Below are 18,839 nucleotides of genomic sequence, written 5' to 3'. Positions count from 1 at the left end.
CCAGCATTCCATGCACCGTCCATAAGGAGCCCATATGGACGGTCCACTAACCCCGCACCCGCCTCACTCAAAGACGGCCCTCGCCGCAGGCTTACAATGCGAAAATGTGGCGGCGCGATTCATGCCCGGGACATCCGCGATGCGAAAAGAGGCGTCGCGCGTGGCTGCTGGCCGGGCACCCGCCCCATGCCGCCCCCGCCCGGCGCCGAAACAGGTGACAACGCCGCCCCTCGCCGCCATGATCAGCACCGGGCATCGGGGAGGAGAGAGAAGGTGTTTTCGCAACGCAAGGTCGCGCAACTTCACGTCAGGCTGATCGAAATCGACCCGCCGATCTGGCGCCGATTGCTCGTCCCGTCGGACTGGACCCTTGCCAAGCTCCACCGCGTTCTGCAGGCGGCCTTCGGTTGGACCGATGCGCATCTGCACGAATTCCAGATTGGCGGTCTACGATATGGCGATCCGGATCTGCTGGATGATGGCTTCGACGGCCCTCGGGTTTTTGACTATGCCGATGTGCGCCTTCTCGATTTTCTGGGCCAGCCCGAGGCGGTCTTCGTCTACGTCTATGATTTCGGCGACAACTGGCAGCATGAAATTCGGATCGAAGCCTGGCCCGAGGTCGAGGCTGCTCCGAAACAGACGCAGTGCCTTGACGGTGCCCGGGCGCGCCCGCCCGAAGATGTCGGCGGACCTTGGTCCTACGGCGATTTTCTGGAAGTGATCCGCGATCCCGAACACGACGATCACGCGTCGAACCTCCGCTGGGCGGGCGGGCATTTCGACCCGGAGTGGTTCGATCTCGAGGTGATCAACAAGGACCTGCGCAACGCGATGCGATCCAACGCCGCGCGGCGCCTACATCAGCCGAAGCCGAAGAAGGGGTGAGGATGTGTGGCCGCGGCAGGCGCCCGGCTACAAAGAAATTGTGGGCTCAATGGGCAAGTTCAGCGAGCAAAGGCGGCCCGTGCGGTTGCGGCATTGCATCTGAAGGACCCTGGGAAAGCCGCCGTTCGCCAATTCTTCTCCGAGCGACGCGGTGCGCAGTTTGCGGACCTTGCGCTCAGGATCACACGCCTTGCGCGACCAACGCTGCTAACACCTTACGACGCATTCACCGAAACGGCTGCCAGTGACACGCGAGGCTCGACAGTTGCGATAAACGATTTAAGAAGGTCATCGCGATAACGGTGTGAAACATTCGACCGTAACGACATTATCCTTGTTGGCGAACGAAGCGCGTCGTCCTACAAAAGGGCTCCTTTGAGGGTGATAGACCAATGAATCTAGTTGGCAACGACATACTGCAGGAAATTACAGCAGAGTTCGCTCGCAAGAAGAACAGTTTTCCCCGGAGTGGAGCCTTGGATTACCCTACAGTAGTTCACGGTTGGATAGGGCAACTTGAGGCGTTTTTGCTTCCTTACGTGACCGCTGGCGCGATTGCCTTAGACGGCCGCGGCCATCTGACGATGCACGATCGCGAACATGTCGCGCGGGTTCGACAGGTCGCGTCGAATCTCATTGCCCAGTCCAGTTCGATCGATCTCACCCATTACGAACTCACTCTACTTTTGATCGCTATCTACTTGCATGACATAGGGAACATCCTTGGGCGGACTGGGCATGAGCGGCGAATCCACGAGGTGCTGACTGCAGCCGGAGCTAATCTACCAGTTGATCAGATCGAATATGCGACTGCTAAGCAGATTGCAGGTGTGCATGGCGGTCTTGTGAATGGGTCGAAGGACACTATCTCGACTCTTCAAGAAAAACCGGCAGTTTACGGCGAGCACGTGCGCCTCCGGTTGCTCTCCGCCATTCTGCGACTTGCCGATGAGTTGGCAGATGATCCCGCGCGTGCCAATCGCGTCCAATTAGCGGCAGGAGCGCTGCCTCCAGAATCGGAAATTTATCATGTCGTTGCCTCCGGCCTCCACTCGCAAATGCCGGACATTGGTTCTCGCGAAATAACGCTGAATTTCACGTTCCATGATCCCGACCTTTTTAAGCGGAAACTTGGAAAGGGGGAAGGACAGGTTTACCTACTTGAAGAAATTTTTGACCGATCGATGAAGACGTTCAACGAGGCGCGTTATTGCTCGCGGTTCATGCGCCCGTACCTTGAGTTCGAGCGGGTCAAGGTCGACATCATGATCTTCGACGACCGATTGGAGCCGCTCCACAACATTGTTTACACCATTGCGGAGCATGGTTACGGTGACCAGTGTTTGAGCATCTATGAGATGGCGCCAGAACTCTGCGCATATAATGGCAATGGAAAGCTGACTCCTGCGTACCTTGAGCGGCTCATAGTCACAGCGGAGAAGGAGCGGGCATGATCAACAATCCGTTCGCAGTCTTTACGCCCGAAGGCCTTACTGCCGATCGAGTGGTCGCGATCTTCTCTACCGAGATGCCGGGATTGGGGAATATCGAGAGCGCGGGTCATGCCTTCGTAATTGGCACGCGCGGTTCGGGAAAGAGCATCCTCCTTCGATACCTCGAGCCCGACTGTCAACGACTTGTCACGAATATGGCGTTGAACGAACTCCCATTCTTGTCTCTTTACGTTTCATTCCGGGAGACGCAGGCGCAGATCAGCGAGCTTGCACGCTTTGATAATCATCATGGCGAAGTCTTTTTCAATGAACATCTACTCGTCCTCGCCATCGGCGCGCAGGTCGTCCTGCGGTTGCTTCGGAACAATAACATTGCTACCGACAAGTTGAGCCCTTCGGCGAGAGAGCTACACGAAGAATTGTCCAAACTGCTTGGTGGAGACGTCTTTGACCCGTCTGTAAACGTTGGAGAAGCCCTTAAAGCGATGGCTTCCCGGCTTCAGGCTGCCTATCGTAGCGCAATCCAATATGTGCGCAAGCACGGCTTTATGTCGGAGACTCTGGCATACAATGGCGAACTCTACGGCTTCGATGACCTTCTGCTACCGCTAATCGACTTTCTTCGCGCCGCGCTCCGAATCCAAGAAACTTCGCCCATTCTGCTGCTGCTCGACGATGCCGACAGTCTGACAGAGACGCAGACTCGGATCATTAATTCTTGGGTGGCGCGCCGTCTATCCAGCCGTTGCAGCCTCAAGATTGCCGCACAGATCACCGCCTACAAGACGATGGTCACGGTGTACAATACCCGGATAGAGGCGCCCCATGATTATCAGGAGATCAACCTTTCCGATGCCACTAGCCGAGCAAGTGAAAAGGCTTACAAGAGCCGCATCGCAGGGATCGTGCAGCGGCGGTTGAACGCTGTAGGCGTCGTAAAATCGGCCGACAAGTACTTCCCTGAGGACAACCGGCAGCGCATCGCGATCGAGCGGGAGGAGCGCCGTCTCGTGGCGGAGTGGGAAGCCGGACATGGGCGGGGATATCGCGCGCGTGACGATGCCTATCGTTATGCGCGGCCAAACTACATCACGAAGTTAGGTGGAGATCGGAAAAGTCGCAGCACCTACAGCTATAGCGGTTTCGATCAGCTCGTTCACATTTCCTCGGGCGTAACCCGGTTCTTCTTGGAGGCTGCCGCCGACATGTATTCCAAGTCGGTGGTGCTAATGCCGCACGGGAATAAGGTCGTTGGGGAAATTGAGCCTCGCATACAGAACGAAGTCGTGCGAGAGCACGCGAACCGACAGATGATCGTGGACCTCAAGGATCTCGAGCGGGACGTTCAGCGGCTGAAAGGTGATCCACAGCAAGCCGTCCAACTCAGCAACCTGATCAAGGGATTGGGCTCGATCTTTGAGAGTGCTTTGATCAACGAGGATGCGGCTGAGCGCAAGCTGTTCAGCTTCGCATTATCAGAGGAACCAACGCGAGAGATTGAAGAGGTACTGCGGCTGGGCGTTCGCTACGGCTACCTTTTTCAAGGCGTGATCGGACGCAAAGAGGGGACGGGTAGAGCTCCGCTTTTCATCCTCAGCCGCCGGTTGGCGCCGCTTTACAATCTAGATCCTATGGGCTTCTCCGCCTACAAATTCCTCTCTAATCGCCATGTGAATCTGCTGATGAATAACCCGGAGGAAGCGCGGCTCGGTCTACGGCGCAGTCGCGCACGCCGTGATGAGCAACAGATGACGATTAACTTCCCTGACGGAGGTTCCGATGCGTGAAGTCACACGAGAGGCCCTCGCGGAGCAGATGCAACGACCTGTTGCCCTAATAAGCTGCATGAGTTTCGAAGATCGAAGTCTCACTGTAGCGGAGGCGATCCCGTCATTCAGGCTGAGTCGCTGGCTCATCATTGTCAACGAGGACATCGAGACTGACATCAGTTCCATTCGCGACAGGGCTGAGACTATTGCGGCCAAGGCAGGCGTCGCGATCGAGTACCTGAAGGCGTCGAAGCAGAATCCGCTGCTACTCGCGGATGCGTTCGTTGACCTAGCCAAAAAGGCCGCGCCAGATAATAGCTTCGACTGGATCGCCGACATCACCACCATGACCCACGAGATGCTGCTCATCCTAGTGGCAGCGGCCGACGAAATCATCACCCCTTGGCGCGACCTGAACCTCATCTACAACTTGGCAAGTGCCTATTCTGTTGACGAACTACCTGCAAACAAGTGGATCAGTCGCGGAATCCATCAGGTTCGGTCCGTGGTCGGCTTTCCCGGCGCATGGTCGCCAGGCGAACAGACCAAGCTTGTCGCGCTTCCTGGGTTCGATTCCGAGCGGATGCGCAGGATGGTCGAGGAGATCGAGCCAGACCAGTTGATCGTGGGGATCGCTTGCCCAGTCGGCGAACGGCACGCTTGGAGTGCAGAGAAGAACCGGGGCATCGCTCAGAAGCTCTTGGACACACGAAATGGTACAACTTTCGATTATCCCGCGCTTGACCCGTTTGGGGCGGTCGACGCATTGATCAACGTGCTGCAGGATACGACCAGCAACGTTCTCCTCGCGCCGCTGAATAGTAAGATTTCCACTGCAGCGATTGGTGTTCTGGCTCGCCTAAAGCCTGAGTGGCAGATTTGCTATGCGCCGGCTGTTATCTACAATCTGAAATATGCTACCCCTTCAGATTGCTTTTTGACTTTCACTTTGGGTACAATTCGCGCTCACACCGTGGCCCGGCTCGCTGCATTAGACAATGAGGGCCGATCGCAGTGATTGGCATTGATTTGTTCGCTGGGGCAGGCGGGATGTCTCTTGGCGCCAATATGGCGGGTGTGGATACGAAAATTGCCGTTGAGATGCACCACGCCGCGTTCGAAACCTATCGATACAATCATCCAGAATGCACCGTGCTTCAGATGGGGGTGGAACACCTACAGAATCTTGCGACGCCCTTTCCTGCGGACGATCTGATCGTATTCGGAGGCCCGCCCTGCCAAGGATTTTCCACTTCAAATCAGCGGACGCGGTCGGCGGACAACAAAAAAAACTGGATGTTTCGGGCTTTTGTCGCATTTGTAAAGCGGACGAAACCTGCTTGGGTCATATTCGAGAACGTGCGCGGGATCTTAGAAACGGAAGGTGGTCTTTTCGCCAGAGAGATTCGTAAGGACCTCGAGAAGCTTGGTTATCGTTGTGAAGAAGGAGTTCTGAACGCGGCGGATTTCGGTGTTCCGCAGTCGCGAAGCCGTTTTTTCATTATCGGGCGTCTCGGCGCGATCCCTCCGTCACTGCCGTCTGGCGGCGACTTACCCAAGGTATCTGTCGACGAGGCGATTCACGATCTTCCGGTGCTCACCAATGGCTCAAATGTTGATGTCTTGACTTACGCTTCCGAGGCGCGGTCCGATTATGCGCGCACCATGCGAAACGGGCTGAACGAATGTAGCGGTCACATCGTCACGCGCAATGCGGACCATATCGTCGATCGCTATCCCTTCATACCGAAAGGTGGAAACTGGGCCGACATCCCTGAGGAGATGATGGCAAGCTACAAGGATCGCACGCGGTGCCACACGGGCATCTATCGCCGTCTTGATCCTGAAAAGCCTTCCGTGGTGATCGGAAACTTCAGGAAAAACATGTTGATCCACCCGCATGAGCACCGGGGCCTCTCTGTGCGCGAGGCTGCGAGGCTCCAGTCGTTCCCGGACAACTTTGTGTTTAAAGGATCCATAGGGCTTCGCCAACAGCAGGTGGGGAACGCCGTTCCTCCGTTGCTCGCAAAAGCAGTATTTCAGGCGGTTATAGAGGCTCATTCGTCCTAGACAAATGAACAGCTAGTTTAGCGACATTGCATGTGCGGGCAAGCCGCCAGAAATCAATTTCATACACGTGAAAATACCCGAAGCGGAAACCATCAAGATATGGCTCGCCACTAGTTTATTCTCCCGAAACGAATCGCCGAACCTTCAAAATCTGCGAGCGCTTTAGCCACATTTACGCCGCCTAGTATTTTTGTACTCGATGCTAGAGGATGGAAGCGTGGAGCGGTTGTCGTCCAGTTGCCTTCCGCGTCGCAATGGTGATGCGCAGCCCCAGGTATGATATGTTCCGCAAGCGGAATGATGGCGCGCGGATTGTGATAGACATTGAGCCCTTCTACCCAACTCTCATGGTACCCTTTGGCGTTTACAATCGCCTCAAAGAGCAGCGGGCTCGTCGCTTCGGGGTCGATATCCACAAGAGTTCCAGTACGAATCATCAAAACGTCGCCCGCATCGAACCCGGCCAGAATCCCCATTCGATTGAATTTTGAAATCGTGCCCGCGGTGGTGGAGATAATGGCGCTAATATTTTCCGATTCCGGAATATTAAAGAAACCGGAAGGTATCACCTTGTCCCCCCATCGGTGCTCGATGATTTTTACGGGTTCCGCTACGGTTCTTCCTTGCTCGTCGCGCACCGCATCAAAGGAGTACCCGTAGAGATATCGCTCGAGCGCGGGTCGGGTATGGATCATGGAGCCGGGCGATGAGAAATCCGCTATTGCAAACACCAGTGGCATACCCGCGATCTGCTTCTTGTCCCAGTATTTGTTCCGCAGCTTGCTGAACAACGGGCTGCCGAACTTGATGGGCATATAATCTCGAAGATAAGCTTCCATCTGTTCCTCGGTCTCAACGGGCGGCGGCGGAACGAGTTCGGCACCTCGCCGGGTCGGCCCAACCGTCACCGCTTCAATGGCGATTGACCCGAACAAGCTTGTTCCAATGAAGTCTGGCACAGCATGCGTCGCGTCCAGGGAAAACCCGAGTTCTATGAGCATCGCAAAAAGGTAAAGCTCCCAAATCCGCTGATCGAAAGCGGTGGACTGGAATTGCTCTACAAAGTTTCCATCGAGATCTTCGTGCCACCGCATCATGTGTTCGATTATGCCCCGGGCAGGAAAAAATCCAAGCTCAGACGCGACCTGCTGGAAGTCTGGGTGCAAAACTTCTGGTGAGTGTACCGGAGTGAAGAAATCGACTGGCTCACCCTTTTCATCACCTTGGTGATGAAACTCGTCCGGTTCATCGAGTAAGCTGGTAATCAGTTTCTCCAAAGCGTCGTGTGCCAGCTCGCGGCTCTCGAAGAAATCAGTCATGGACGTCCACCGGAAGCGCAGTTTCGCGTCCGGGCCAAAGGCCATTCCCGCAAAATCACGGTCTGCTCGGTCCCTGATGAGCAGGCCGAGGATGCTCCCATCATCGGCCTCGTAGTAGGCTAATTCTTCCCCCGTCAGCACCGCCCTCGGGTGTCGGGCGTAGCCGGCAATTGCGTTGAACCGGGTTACAGAAATTTCCCTCACATCAAATCCCTTAGCCTTGTCAATGATGTTCCCGTACCATCTCAGATTGAACGCCGGTTGCCAAGGTCCGCTTTGGCTCGGCCTACTGCTCTCATTAGTTCGCCCTGAACAACCGCGAAGCCCTTGATTTGGCGCTTGGAATAGGCGGTTTTTCTCGCCATGTCCTGCAGGGTTTCCTATGATTCCGCTCGAAACCCTGCAATTCGGTCCGCCGCATGAAGCATCACTCCCGCCCGCCGGAACAAGACGACCTGTTGCGCCCGCGCCCGATCGACATGATCGACCCGCGCCACGAGTTGGTGAAACTCGCCGCGCTGATCGACTGGGAGGTGTTCGAGCGCCAATGGTCCGGGTTCTTCCCCTCGGGCACCGGCCGCCCGGCCACGCCGCCCCGGATGGTCGCCGGGCTGCTCTATCTGCAGCACGCGTTTCGACTCTCGGACGAGGCCGTCGTCGCGCGTTGGGTCGAAAACCCTTACTATCAGCACTTCACCGGCGAGACGTTCTTTCAGCATCGCCCGCCGATTGACCCTTCGTCGCTGACCCGTTGGCGGCAGCGGATTGGGGAGGAAGGGGTGGAATGGATGCTGACGCAGACGATCCTGGCCGGACAGAAAGCCGGGGCGATCGATGCGGGCAGCCTGAAGCGGGTGGCGGTCGACACCACCGTCATGGAAAAGACCATCGCGCATCCCACCGACGCCCGGCTTTACGAACGGGCGCGGGTGCAGCTGGTGGCGCTGGCCGCCGAGGCCGGGGTGGAGCTGCGCCAGAGCTATGCCCGCCTCGCCCCGCGTCTGGCAGTGCGCGTTGGCCGTTACGCCCATGCCAAGCAGTTCAAGCGCATGCGCAAGGCGTTGAGAACGTTGAAAGGTTATACCGGAAGGGTGCTGCGCGACCTGCGCCGCCAGCTTGACGATATCCCCGAAGGGGAGCTGCGCGAGCGCATCCTCGACCGGTTGGTCCTGGTCTCGAAACTGCTGAGCCAAGAGCCGAAAGGGCGCGACAAGATCTATGCCCTGCACGAACCCGAGGTCGACTGCATTTCCAAAGGCAAGGCGCGGGTGCGGTATGAATTCGGCTGCAAGGTCAGCATCGCCACGACGCTCGACGAGGGTTTTGTCGTCGGCATGCGCAGCTTTGCGGGCAATCCTTACGACGGTCACACGCTGGGCGCCGCGCTTGAACAGGTGGAAATCCTGACCGAGCGCCTGCCCGAACTGGTGGTTGTTGACCGCGGCTATCGCGGCCACGGCGTCGACAAAACCAAGGTGCTTATCAGCGGCACGAGGCGCGGTCTGACCCCGGCATTGGCGGCCGATCTGCGGAGGCGGGCGGCGATCGAGCCCGAAATTGGCCACATGAAGACCGACGGTCGTCTTGCCCGAAGCCCGCTGAAAGGCACGATCGGCGATGCGCTTTTCGCGGTGCTTTGCGGCTGCGGGCACAATATCCGCAAGATCCTGGCCTGGCTGCGGGCAGTATTGGTGCGCCTGATCGCGCTGTTCATCGCGGCGATGAGGGGCGAAGGAGGATGCAATCAGATCCCCGAGGTGGCGTGATCGGGTTGTTCAGGGCGAACTCATTAGTTCGCCCTGAACAACGGCGAAGCCCCTGATTTCCTGCGCAGAACTGGCGGTTTTTCTCGCCCTCGCCTGCAGGGTTTCCTATGATTTCGCTCGAAACCCTGCAAATTCGGTCCGTCGCATGAAGCATCGCTCCCGCCCGCCGGAACAAGACGACCTGCTGCGCCCGCGTCTGATCGACATGATCGACCCGCGCCACGAGTTGGTGAAACTCGCCGCGCTGATCGACTGGGACGTGTTCGAGCGCCAATGGTCCGGGTTCTTCCCCTCGGGCACCGGCCGTCCGGCCACGCCGCCCCGGATGGTCGCCGGGCTGCTCTATCTGCAGCACACGTTTCGTCGTTGGCATGCGCAGCTTTGCGGGCAATCCTTACGACGGTCACACCTTGGGCGCCGCGCTTGAGCAGGTTGAAATCCTGACCGAGCGACTGCCCGAACTGGTGGTGGTCGACCGCGGCTATCGCGGCCATGGCGTCGATAAGACCCAGGTTCTGATCAGCGGCACCCGGCGCGGTCTGACCCCGGCCTTGGCCGCCGACTTGCGGAGGCGGGCGGCGATAGAGCCTGAAATCGGCCACATGAAGACCGACGGCCGTCTTGCCCGAAGCCCGCTGAAAGGCACGATCGGCGACGCCCTCTTCGCGGTGTTGTGCGGCTGCGGGCACAATATCCGCAAGATCCTGGCCTGGCTGCGGGCTGTATTGGTGCGCCTGATCGCGCTGTTCATCGCGGCGATGAGGGGCGACGAGGGTCGCAATCAGATCGCCGAGCCGACGTGATCGGGTTGTTCAGGGCGAACTCATTAGAGGGACTTGCCGACGCTTCGCAAGTCTGCTCCCCGTGCCTTCTAGTATATCGTTGATCTAGTATATCTCTGATAGCGGGCTACCTGAAGCTTTGGGCTTCTCATTCGCATTGCCGTAGCGCGCTCTAATGGCCGTTTCGCGCATTACCGTCCGTCGATCTTGGGGGCGGCGCAATCTTGCATTGCGCGTTCAGTCGCTTACTCTTACAGGCACGAAAGGCTTCGCGAACCGTGGTGGCCTGCGGTATGGATGCAAGTCATCTGACTAGTAATCGGATACATGATGCCTCACGATTTTCGTCTCGATGTAAAGGGTACCCTTTGCCCCATTCCCGTGATCAAAGCGAAAAAGATGCTAGCGAAGATGTCGGCCGGCCAAAAGCTGCTTATCGAGACCACTGATCCGGTAGCACAAATCGACATCCCGCACATGTGTAACCAGTTAGGCTTTACGCTTCTTGAGACCGCCGCTGTTGACGGCGGCCACAAATTTCTGGTCCAGAAATAGTCCATCTACTTGGTCGACCATGACTGAACTTTGCGGGCAGCATTGTCGTTCCGCCTCTTGACGTAGGCCTGCCCCGTAGAAAGCGTTGCAAGGTTGGCGCCGCGTCCAAGAATTCGTGCAGCGGCCTTCGATGGCGCGTTCGTTGAGAATGCTGCGACAAGGCCCATCTCGCTCAGGAAGTCATCCTCTTCCCCGCTGAAATCATCGGGGCTCTGCGAAATCAGCATGACCGCACCGCCCTTTGACCGGCTCATGCGCACAAGGTTCGAAAGCGATGGCAGCCGAGATCCCAAGATCCTATGCGCCTCGTCAATCATCGCAACGATACGCATGCCGCGACTTCCGTCATCCGCCACAGCCGTGTCTGGCAAACTGTTCAGATACTGATCAAGCGCATCAAGGACGAGGTTCACGACGATAGACCGGCTCTCCTCCACAACATGCGGAGGAAGCTTGATGATCCAGGACCTTTTGAAGAACTCCTCAGGCGACAACTCTGGCGCAAAAAGCGGGAAACGGCAGACTTCCCGGGCGGCAGCGATCGCGCCGTCCTCTTTTATCTCACGTTCGGCATAAACATTGAGCAACTCGGACTGGAAGTCATCCAGTTCGCACGGGGTTCGCGTTCGCAATGCCCGCGAGGCGGCCTCGTAGACGGCGTCCCGCTGTTTGTCTCCCAGTCTGGCGCCCTTGAGGCGCGAGAACGACTCGCGGAAACGCGATGCGCCTTGAGAAAGATCAATCTCATCGCGAGAGCGCAGCGCCAGCACATCGAGCGGCACGGGCATGCGCGGCGGTTCAATAACCGTCGCATCGAAAAGTTGCTCCAAGTGATAGCCGCCGCCCGACTCATCCGTCGCGAGGTCGCCCTTGAAGTCAAAGGCGATTATCGGCAAAGGCGCGGACGCGCGGACGGCGCGGAGAATTGAGACGGCCGTTCTGGTCTTGCCAGATCCGACACCGCCCATGACGGCACTATGAGGCGAACAGCCCGGTCCGTTGAGGCTCCATTCGACCTCGGCACCGGTATTCACTTCCGTCGATATTTCGCCCACAGGAACAGCGATCAATCCAACACTCGAGAATGCATCGATTTTCTGCGGGCGATCCCGTAGCTTCATTCTGCCAGACAATGGCAGTTCGGCATGTTCAACAAGGGTGCGGACGAACTTGGAAATGTCTTCGCCGCTTTGTTTCCAATCCGCATCAAGGAGCCTGAGGCCGCGTCGCCAGTGTGCGGCAACTGCGGCCACGAGTGTCTTCAGATCGTATTCCTGATCTGGATTGTGCTGCACGACGAGTGCAATCCAAGACATCAGATCTGCGCCGGTCCCAAAAAAGGTGTCACCCTTAATCGTCTTTCCCCAATCAGCATCGGCAGCAATTGGCTCCGGAATCATGGGCACCCCAAGCGAGCGCGACAACGCAAGGCGGGCTGGCAAGTAGCGTTTCTTCATACCGAGGCGCTTCATGAACTCGGAGTTCAACTCGTCAGACGCTTCGTCTGTCCGGAAGTTGGCACCAGCGACATCTACGACAGAAATGGTCATGCGCGCGCCCCATTGCTGAAATACCCCTCACTGACGGACGAAACACCGATGTCACCAACCCTTTCGAAGGAGACAAGGTATTTTTTCTGCACATGCGGCTCTATCGCATCCAAGTACTCTCCGACCACTTCGGTGTTCGTGGTCAAAAGAATGATCTGATGACCGCGTTGAACGAGATGCCGCAGCACCCCGTTTCTATGTGCGACATCGAGGCGGCCAAGTGGCGTATCAATGACCATTGGGAAAGAACGTTGTGAGACTGATGCGACGGCGGAAATAAGCGCCTGTGTGAAGATCTGCTTTTCCCCCGCCGAAAGGTCGAAATTTCGAAGGTCGATACCCTGCGCGTTCAGAAGCCGAACTTCACACTCGTCCGTGATTTCTATGCGGCTGACCAGATCCTTCTTGTGCGCCATGGAGCGATGAGCGTCTGTCATTGCTTTTGCAACAGCATTGATCTGGCTCGGAACGGCTTGTCCGACGATGGTGTCCACCATCGACGCGACCTTCAGAGCGCGACTGGCGCGGCGCAACGAGGGCTTGGCCTGATCCCATTGGCCGGACAATTTGGAAAGCTCAGCGTTCTTCTTCGCGATGTCCGCGTCGTAAACGACCACCTCTCGGCGAAGAGCACCCAGTTCCTGATCGACTTCACTCAGGCGGCCATGCACTGCATTCAGATCGCTTTTCTTCTTGTCGATGTGTGGGGTGATCGTTTCTGTCCGTGTGATTTCTTGCTGCAGTTTATATTGTGCATCTTCATCTGCGGAAATCTGATCGAGTAACTCGACGACCTGAGGCGCACCGAGCATGTCCAATCCGTCGATCTTCTCTACCACTTTCACCCGGTCAATTTCATTCAAATAGGTATGAACGATTTCACCAGCCATTCCGTCTGGCGGCGGGCTCCAAAGAGACTCCCAAGCCTCTCGCGCAATGGAAACAACGGCATCCCGCTGCATAGGTTCGAGATGCGGCTGAACCCTATCCAAAGAGCTCCGTACGCTCTCCACATAGCGTTCGAGGTTGTTGTCACCCTGCTGGCGCCCGGCAACCCATTTTTCACGGATGATCTCGCCCTGAAGGGTTTTCATGAGCTGCTCCCGCAGGCCGCGCCCGGAAAGGGCAAGCGCGATGTCCTGAGCGAGCAGGGTTTCCAGTTGAGATTTCCCGTCTTCCACGCTGCGTTGCAGCCTGTTGAGCTTCTCGTATTGCTCCTGATATTGGGCTTGCGATCCGGCGCCGAAACCGGCGAGCTCGCGCGTCAGCCTCTCCCTCTGTTCTTTCAGCGTCAGGTGCTCTGGCTCGAGCTGCGAAATACGTTCGGATTTCTTCGCTTTCTGGAAATTCAGATGGTCGAGCTCAAGTTCGATGCGCTCAATCGTGTTGTCGCTGACGTTATTGACCTCGCTCTTTCTTACCCGGGCGTATGCCCTCAGGTCTTGTGCGAGTTCACGAAGAACGGGAATGCCGAGCAGACCTTCGATACCTGAGCGAACCTGCGCAGCCATTTCGCGCTCGGCAAAAGCACTAACTTGTTCACCATCAAACAAGAAGAATGCCGCAAGATAGTAAGGAAGAAACCTCTTGGCGATATAGTCGCGGTACCACTCAAGGTCATCAACATCTTCAGATGTCCGCGGCCCAACTACTTTCTTCGTTGAGCCCTCGTATATCCTAACTTCTTCATCCGTAGGCTTGAACTGGCCGCGTTCACTGAAATACCAGACGCGCTGGATTTCGATTTCTTCGCCATCGTCAACGAAGGTTAACTTCGCAGAACACGAACTCCGCCCTGCATCCAATGCCCCGCGATGCAGCGCTTTCTCGAGGAATGTCTTATAGGATGTGGCAAGGCGCTGCTTATCGTCACTTGCAAAAGGTGACCTGGCCACCAGCGGCAAGCCACTTTGTCCGAAAAGTCCAAGAACAATCGCCTCGAATAGAGAGGTTTTTCCGTATCCGTTTTGCGCACCTATAAGGATGATGTTCCGATCCTTGGTGGGGGCAGGAAAATCGAAGGAGGCGACAGCGTAGGCTTTCCAATCTCGCAATACAATGCTTTTCAAGTGCATTAAATCAGTCTCCGAACTCTATACGATCAAGAATGTCGTCGAACTGATCCCAAAGACCTTTTTTTCGCTGCTTTCCGGTCTGATCAACTTCGGCTTGTACTAGATCGACAAACTCTGGATAGATAATCTTGTTCGCGATGCACGCGTCGCGAACAAGGGATCTACCCTCGGGATTGTCCAGCAGTACGACTACGTTCTGAGTCATGCCCTATCCTTATTGATCGTATCGACAGTTGTGCTTGCGCGCCTGAACGCACTTGATGTCAGTTCTTCAGACCAGACCCGCTTAATCTCCTCGATTTCCTCATACGACACAAGTTCGGTGCCAAGATCGGACTGAACCCGAAGCAGCCGGTCAAGGATCTCATGTCGGGTGTCCATTGTGAACGGGCCAGGCACATAGGTTCCTGTGCTGGTGATTGTGATCGAGCCATTCCGTCGGCGTGCCTGACGTTTTTCCGGATCATTTCGGATCGAGACCAGCCAGTCCCTGAAGTCCAGTAGGGCGCCAAACTCGGCAAACCCCGATTCAACAAACCCCTCCAAGCTCCGGTCCTTATCCACGACCGTGCAAGTCCAGCACCCGAAGCGCGACGACGAACTCCCGCAGGAGGGGGCATCTGACTTCTGCGTCACCACCGGGCATTCGCCACCTCCAGCATCGCGATAGAGCTTCAGGAGTTTCCGGTGGTCTCCGCCCCATGGCGCGTCATACTCGCCAAGATACTCCCAGACGTCATCTGTCGTGAGTTCCACGATAGGCCGAAACACCAGACATCCGGCGAGATCGTTATGCCGGTTCAACCTTTCGCCGTTGTCATAACGCTTGACCGAGGCCGCTCGGGTTGCCGACTCGCTCCTCCGAACCCCGAGGAGCAGAATGACGTTCTGGGCCTCGTCGATGCGGGACTTGATGTATCCGCTGGTTGGCTGAATTTTCATCCGGTCTGTACACCAGCGGAACGTTCGGTTGGGCGAGGGATACCCGCGCCCGATCAGGTTGACCCAGAATGTCTGTGAGGTAGGGGGGCGTGTGATTGCGGTCTTGATGGGCAGTCGCAGCGCCTCGGCCGCCTCTTTGATCTGATCGAGGCTGTCGATGATGTGTTTGATCACCAGAGGGCTTTCGACGAGTGTATCGTTCGAAACGATATGCACCTCTCGCCGTCTCTGGCTCTTGGGAAGTCCCAAGAGGACGTTGAAAGCCAAGTGAACAACAAGTGTGCTGTCTTTGCCGCCAGAGTAACCGATGACCCACGGATATGCATGAGGTTGAAGGTATTCGTCACGCATTTCTGCTTCGATGGACCGGATTGCATCTTCGATTGATGCTTCCGCCGGATCATCAAGTCTGGGTTCGCACATTTGAGGGGGGCCTGTTTCGTTAGATTGGGCGACTCTCGCAAGTCGCGCTCGCAGGGTCAATCCTTCGCAGTCACAGATGGCGAACAGGCGCGCGAGCGATCGGAGGCTGCTTTCCCGAAGGAAGGTTCAGGTTCCTGCGTCCGGGATGAGGATCACTGGCCCAGCCCCGAGAAGAGCGACCGGAGCGGCTCGGGCCTGACCATGTCGACATCGCCAAGTTCACTCAAAAGCTTGCGCGAATGGCCGCTCTTTATTTCTGCAACAGCCGCGCCGCACCGCCGCAGGCCTGCTCCCCGCCCTTGACGTCGGCGCCAAGATTCGCGCTACGCTCCATACGATCAGGGATGAAGGGCTTCTCTCTCATTCACTGCGGCGCGTTCAGAGATAGCATCTGGAGGATTGCGTCGAGAGAGCCTGGAAGGTGGCTGGAGACACACCGTCACCTCATATCGAGCCGTTTCACCCGCCCAATCGAAGCATTTCCACCCGTTTTCCCTGAAAGGCCAGACGCTGCCTGTCGAAAGGAAAAATATGGGGTATAAAAAGGAAATATTTGGGCTGACAGGACATATCTACTTTTACGCCGTGCTCCGGGACGACAGACGGCAAAGGACTATGAGAGTGTCTTGCTGCATTACGTTCGAACGTCGGTTTCGATGAACCGCGCTTGCATTCTCAAAATATTGCTGGCGCATGCGATGATGCCGAAGACTCGGAACACGCCCTATCCGGCTTTCCGAACCATTCTCCGCCAAAGAGAAACCTCTGCCTGACGAACGGACGCACCAAGGTGGCAAAGGCACCAACGTGAGGCGCAGGAGACGCGTATAAAACCTCTTGACAGCCCTTGCGCAGGCTTATGGTTTCGCCTGCGCACTCATATGGTTTTTCTCAGTCGGCCTGCTAAGCCCTCAGCCGCACTTCGAATGGCCGCAATCCGCGCAGGTCAGGCACCCTTCCACTTTGCGCATCGCATAAGAGCCACACGACGGACAAGCCTCGCCCCGCGGCACCTCGCCCATCTCCATCACTTCTGCGCGGGGGTCGCTTTTCAGACCCATCCCCTCACCCGCAATGAAGCCTGTCGCCACCAGATGGCGCTCGATCACGCCGCCGATCGCAGCGAGGATCGAGGGGATGTATTGCCCCGCCATCCAGGCCCCGCCGCGCGGATCGAAGACCGCCTTCAGCTCGCCCACCACGAAGCTCACATCGCCACCACGCCGGAATACCGCCGAGATCATCCGCGTCAGCGCCACCGTCCAGGCGTAGTGCTCCATATTCTTGGAATTTATGAAAACCTCGAAAGGACGACGATGGCCGCCCTGCACGATGTCATTCACCGTGATGTAGATCGCATGCTCCGAGCCCGGCCATTTCAGCTTGTAGGTCGCCCCCTCAAGTGCCGCGGGCCGATCGAGCGGTTCAGTCAGATAGACCACCTCGGCGCCCTTGTCGGTCTCGGGCGTTTTTTCGGAAGTTTCGGAAACTGTCAAAACAGAACCGGTGACGTCATTCGGGCGGTAAGTGGTGCAGCCCTTGCAGCCGCTCTCGAAGGCCGCCATGTAGACGTCCTTGAAATCATCGAACGAAATGTCCACCGGGCAGTTGATCGTCTTCGAGATCGACGAGTCGATCCATTTCTGCGCCGCCGCCTGCATCTTGACGTGATCCATCGGCGCCAGCGTCTGGGCGTTGACGAAATACGCAGGCAGCGCCACGTCGCCCTTCATGTCGCGCCACAGCTTCACCGCGTAATCGACGACTTCTTCCTCGGTCCGCGAGCCATCCTTTTGCAGCACCTTGCGGGTATAGGCATAGGCAAAGACCGGCTCGATGCCCGAAGACACGTTGCCCGCATAAAGCGAGATCGTCCCGGTCGGCGCGATCGAGGTGAGCAGCGCGTTGCGGATGCCATGCGTGGCGATCGCCTGACGCACGTCCTCATCCATTTGCAGCATGTTGCCCGAGGCCAGATATTTCTCGGCCTCAAACAGCGGGAACGCGCCCTTTTCCTTCGCCAGATCGACCGAGGCGAGATAGGCCGCCCGCGCGATCGCCTTCATCCAGGCTTCGGTCTGCGCCGCCGCAGTGTCGTCGCCATAGCGCAGGCCCAGCATCAGAAGCGCATCGGCAAGCCCCGTCACCCCAAGACCGATCCGGCGCTTGTTCGTCGCCTCCGCCTCCTGCTGCGGCAGCGGGAAGCGGCTGGCATCGACGACATTGTCCATCATCCGCACCGAGGTGCGCACGAGTTCATCCAATGCCGCCAGATCGAGCGCCGCCTTGTCGGTGAAAGGCGCCGTGACCAGCCGGGCCAGGTTCACCGAGCCGAGCAGACAGGCGCCATAGGGCGGCAGCGGTTGCTCGCCACAGGGGTTCGTCGCCGCGATCTGTTCCAGATAGGCGAGGTTGTTCATCGCATTGATCCGGTCGATGAAGATCACGCCGGGTTCCGCGAAATCATAGGTCGCGCGCATGATCTTGTTCCACAGATCACGGGCGTTCAGCGTGTGATAGACCTTGCCCTCGAAGACCAGCTCCCAGGGCCCATCGGCCTTCACCGCGGCCATGAAGGCATCGGTGATCAGCACCGAAAGGTTGAACATCCGCAGCCGGGCCGAGTCCTGCTTGGCGGTGATGAAGGCCTCGATATCGGGGTGGTCGCAGCGCATCGTCGCCATCATTGCGCCGCGCCGCGATCCGGCCGACATGATCGTGCGGCACATCGCATCCCAGACATCCATGAACGAGAGCGGCCCCGAGGCATCGGCCGCCACCCCCTTCACCGCCGCGCCGCGCGGCCGGATCGTCGAGAAATCATAGCCGATGCCGCCGCCCTGCTGCATCGTCAGCGCGGCTTCCTTCAGCATGTCGAAGATGCCGCCCATCGAATCGGGGATCGTTCCCATGACGAAGCAGTTGAACAGCGTCACCGCCCGGCCGGTGCCCGCGCCCGCCAGAATCCGCCCCGCGGGCAGGAATTTGAAATCTTCGAGCGCGGCGTAAAAGCGCGGCTCCCAGTGCGCGGAGTCCGCCTCGACCGAGGCCAGATCGCGTGCCACCCGCCGCCAGCTATCTTCGACCGTCGCATCCAGAGGCGCGCCATTGCCGTCTTTCAGGCGGTATTTCATGTCCCAGATTTGTTCGGCGATAGGGGCGGCAAAACGGGTCATGGGCGTCCTCGGCAAGCTTTCGGATGGGGCGGAAAGGGGGTTAACGATACGTCGCACAGCGGGGCGGGTC

14 protein-coding genes and 1 pseudogene are annotated in these 18,839 nt (G+C 57.6%); 9 read left to right on the top strand and 6 right to left on the bottom strand.

Annotated elements, in window-relative coordinates:
* Nucleotides 1-273 precede the first annotated feature (273 nt).
* From C8J30_RS16585 to C8J30_RS16565, 5 genes are all read left to right on the top strand, one after another.
* Nucleotides 274-888, top strand: a complete 615-nt coding sequence (locus tag C8J30_RS16585) for a plasmid pRiA4b ORF-3 family protein (RefSeq protein WP_245909881.1) — start codon at nucleotides 274-276, stop codon at nucleotides 886-888.
* A 476-nt stretch (nucleotides 889-1,364) separates the two neighbouring features.
* Complete coding sequence (locus C8J30_RS16580) at nucleotides 1,365-2,342, top strand: HD domain-containing protein (RefSeq protein ID WP_146227945.1); 978 nt, start codon at nucleotides 1,365-1,367, stop codon at nucleotides 2,340-2,342.
* Nucleotides 2,339-4,129: an ORC-CDC6 family AAA ATPase gene (locus tag C8J30_RS16575; RefSeq protein ID WP_110806985.1), complete on the top strand. Its 1,791-nt coding sequence runs from the start codon at nucleotides 2,339-2,341 to the stop codon at nucleotides 4,127-4,129. The genes C8J30_RS16580 and C8J30_RS16575 overlap by 4 nt, the downstream gene beginning before the upstream one ends.
* The gene (locus C8J30_RS16570; protein WP_110806983.1) at nucleotides 4,122-5,129 is read left to right on the top strand and encodes a hypothetical protein; all 1,008 of its coding nucleotides are present in this window, start codon (nucleotides 4,122-4,124) and stop codon (nucleotides 5,127-5,129) included. The genes C8J30_RS16575 and C8J30_RS16570 overlap by 8 nt, the downstream gene beginning before the upstream one ends.
* Nucleotides 5,126-6,181 (top strand): DNA cytosine methyltransferase, encoded by a 1,056-nt coding sequence (locus C8J30_RS16565; RefSeq protein ID WP_110806981.1) that lies wholly within the window; start codon nucleotides 5,126-5,128, stop codon nucleotides 6,179-6,181. Before C8J30_RS16570 ends, C8J30_RS16565 begins: the two co-directional genes overlap by 4 nt.
* Before the next feature lie 110 nt (nucleotides 6,182-6,291).
* Here C8J30_RS16565 and C8J30_RS16560 read toward each other — a convergent pair whose 3' ends face one another.
* The gene (locus tag C8J30_RS16560; RefSeq protein WP_245909879.1) at nucleotides 6,292-7,641 is read right to left on the bottom strand and encodes a hypothetical protein; all 1,350 of its coding nucleotides are present in this window, start codon (nucleotides 7,639-7,641) and stop codon (nucleotides 6,292-6,294) included.
* Between the two features lie 278 nt (nucleotides 7,642-7,919).
* Between C8J30_RS16560 and C8J30_RS16555 the strand changes: the two genes are divergently transcribed.
* The 4 genes and pseudogenes from C8J30_RS16555 to C8J30_RS16545 all read left to right on the top strand — a co-directional run bounded on the left by C8J30_RS16555 (nucleotide 7,920) and on the right by C8J30_RS16545 (nucleotide 10,603).
* The gene (locus C8J30_RS16555) at nucleotides 7,920-9,266 is read left to right on the top strand and encodes an IS5 family transposase (protein ID WP_110806977.1); all 1,347 of its coding nucleotides are present in this window, start codon (nucleotides 7,920-7,922) and stop codon (nucleotides 9,264-9,266) included.
* Nucleotides 9,267-9,411: 145 nt separating this feature from the next.
* A complete protein-coding gene (locus C8J30_RS19485) occupies nucleotides 9,412-9,693 on the top strand; it encodes a hypothetical protein (RefSeq protein ID WP_449421200.1) in 282 nt (93 codons plus the stop codon).
* Nucleotides 9,626-10,069: pseudogene (locus C8J30_RS16550) on the top strand (IS5/IS1182 family transposase); the annotation flags it as partial. The gene C8J30_RS19485 and the pseudogene C8J30_RS16550, both read left to right, overlap by 68 nt.
* A gap of 306 nt (nucleotides 10,070-10,375) precedes the next feature.
* A complete protein-coding gene (locus C8J30_RS16545; RefSeq protein ID WP_342767554.1) occupies nucleotides 10,376-10,603 on the top strand; it encodes a sulfurtransferase TusA family protein in 228 nt (75 codons plus the stop codon).
* A gap of 5 nt (nucleotides 10,604-10,608) precedes the next feature.
* Here the strand turns inward: C8J30_RS16545 and C8J30_RS16540 are convergent, their stop codons facing one another.
* The 5 genes from C8J30_RS16540 to C8J30_RS16520 all read right to left on the bottom strand — a co-directional run bounded on the left by C8J30_RS16540 (nucleotide 10,609) and on the right by C8J30_RS16520 (nucleotide 18,769).
* Nucleotides 10,609-12,153 (bottom strand): DndE family protein, encoded by a 1,545-nt coding sequence (locus C8J30_RS16540; RefSeq protein ID WP_110806975.1) that lies wholly within the window; start codon nucleotides 12,151-12,153, stop codon nucleotides 10,609-10,611.
* Nucleotides 12,150-14,228, bottom strand: a complete 2,079-nt coding sequence (gene dndD, locus C8J30_RS16535) for a DNA sulfur modification protein DndD (protein WP_110806973.1) — start codon at nucleotides 14,226-14,228, stop codon at nucleotides 12,150-12,152. The genes C8J30_RS16540 and dndD overlap by 4 nt, the downstream gene beginning before the upstream one ends.
* Nucleotides 14,229-14,232: 4 nt before the next feature.
* The gene (locus C8J30_RS16530) at nucleotides 14,233-14,433 is read right to left on the bottom strand and encodes a hypothetical protein (RefSeq protein ID WP_110806971.1); all 201 of its coding nucleotides are present in this window, start codon (nucleotides 14,431-14,433) and stop codon (nucleotides 14,233-14,235) included.
* Nucleotides 14,430-15,593: a DNA phosphorothioation system sulfurtransferase DndC gene (gene dndC, locus C8J30_RS16525; protein ID WP_110806970.1), complete on the bottom strand. Its 1,164-nt coding sequence runs from the start codon at nucleotides 15,591-15,593 to the stop codon at nucleotides 14,430-14,432. Before dndC ends, C8J30_RS16530 begins: the two co-directional genes overlap by 4 nt.
* A 911-nt stretch (nucleotides 15,594-16,504) precedes the next feature.
* Nucleotides 16,505-18,769: an adenosylcobalamin-dependent ribonucleoside-diphosphate reductase gene (locus C8J30_RS16520; protein ID WP_110806969.1), complete on the bottom strand. Its 2,265-nt coding sequence runs from the start codon at nucleotides 18,767-18,769 to the stop codon at nucleotides 16,505-16,507.
* Nucleotides 18,770-18,839: the final 70 nt, after the last annotated feature.

Origin of the sequence: Rhodobacter viridis, assembly GCF_003217355.1 — a bacterium.
GTDB classification, from domain to species: Bacteria; Pseudomonadota; Alphaproteobacteria; order Rhodobacterales; family Rhodobacteraceae; genus Rhodobacter; species Rhodobacter viridis.
The sequence above is the reverse complement of the archived record's forward strand: the minus strand, read 5'-3'. Positions and strand labels throughout refer to the sequence as shown.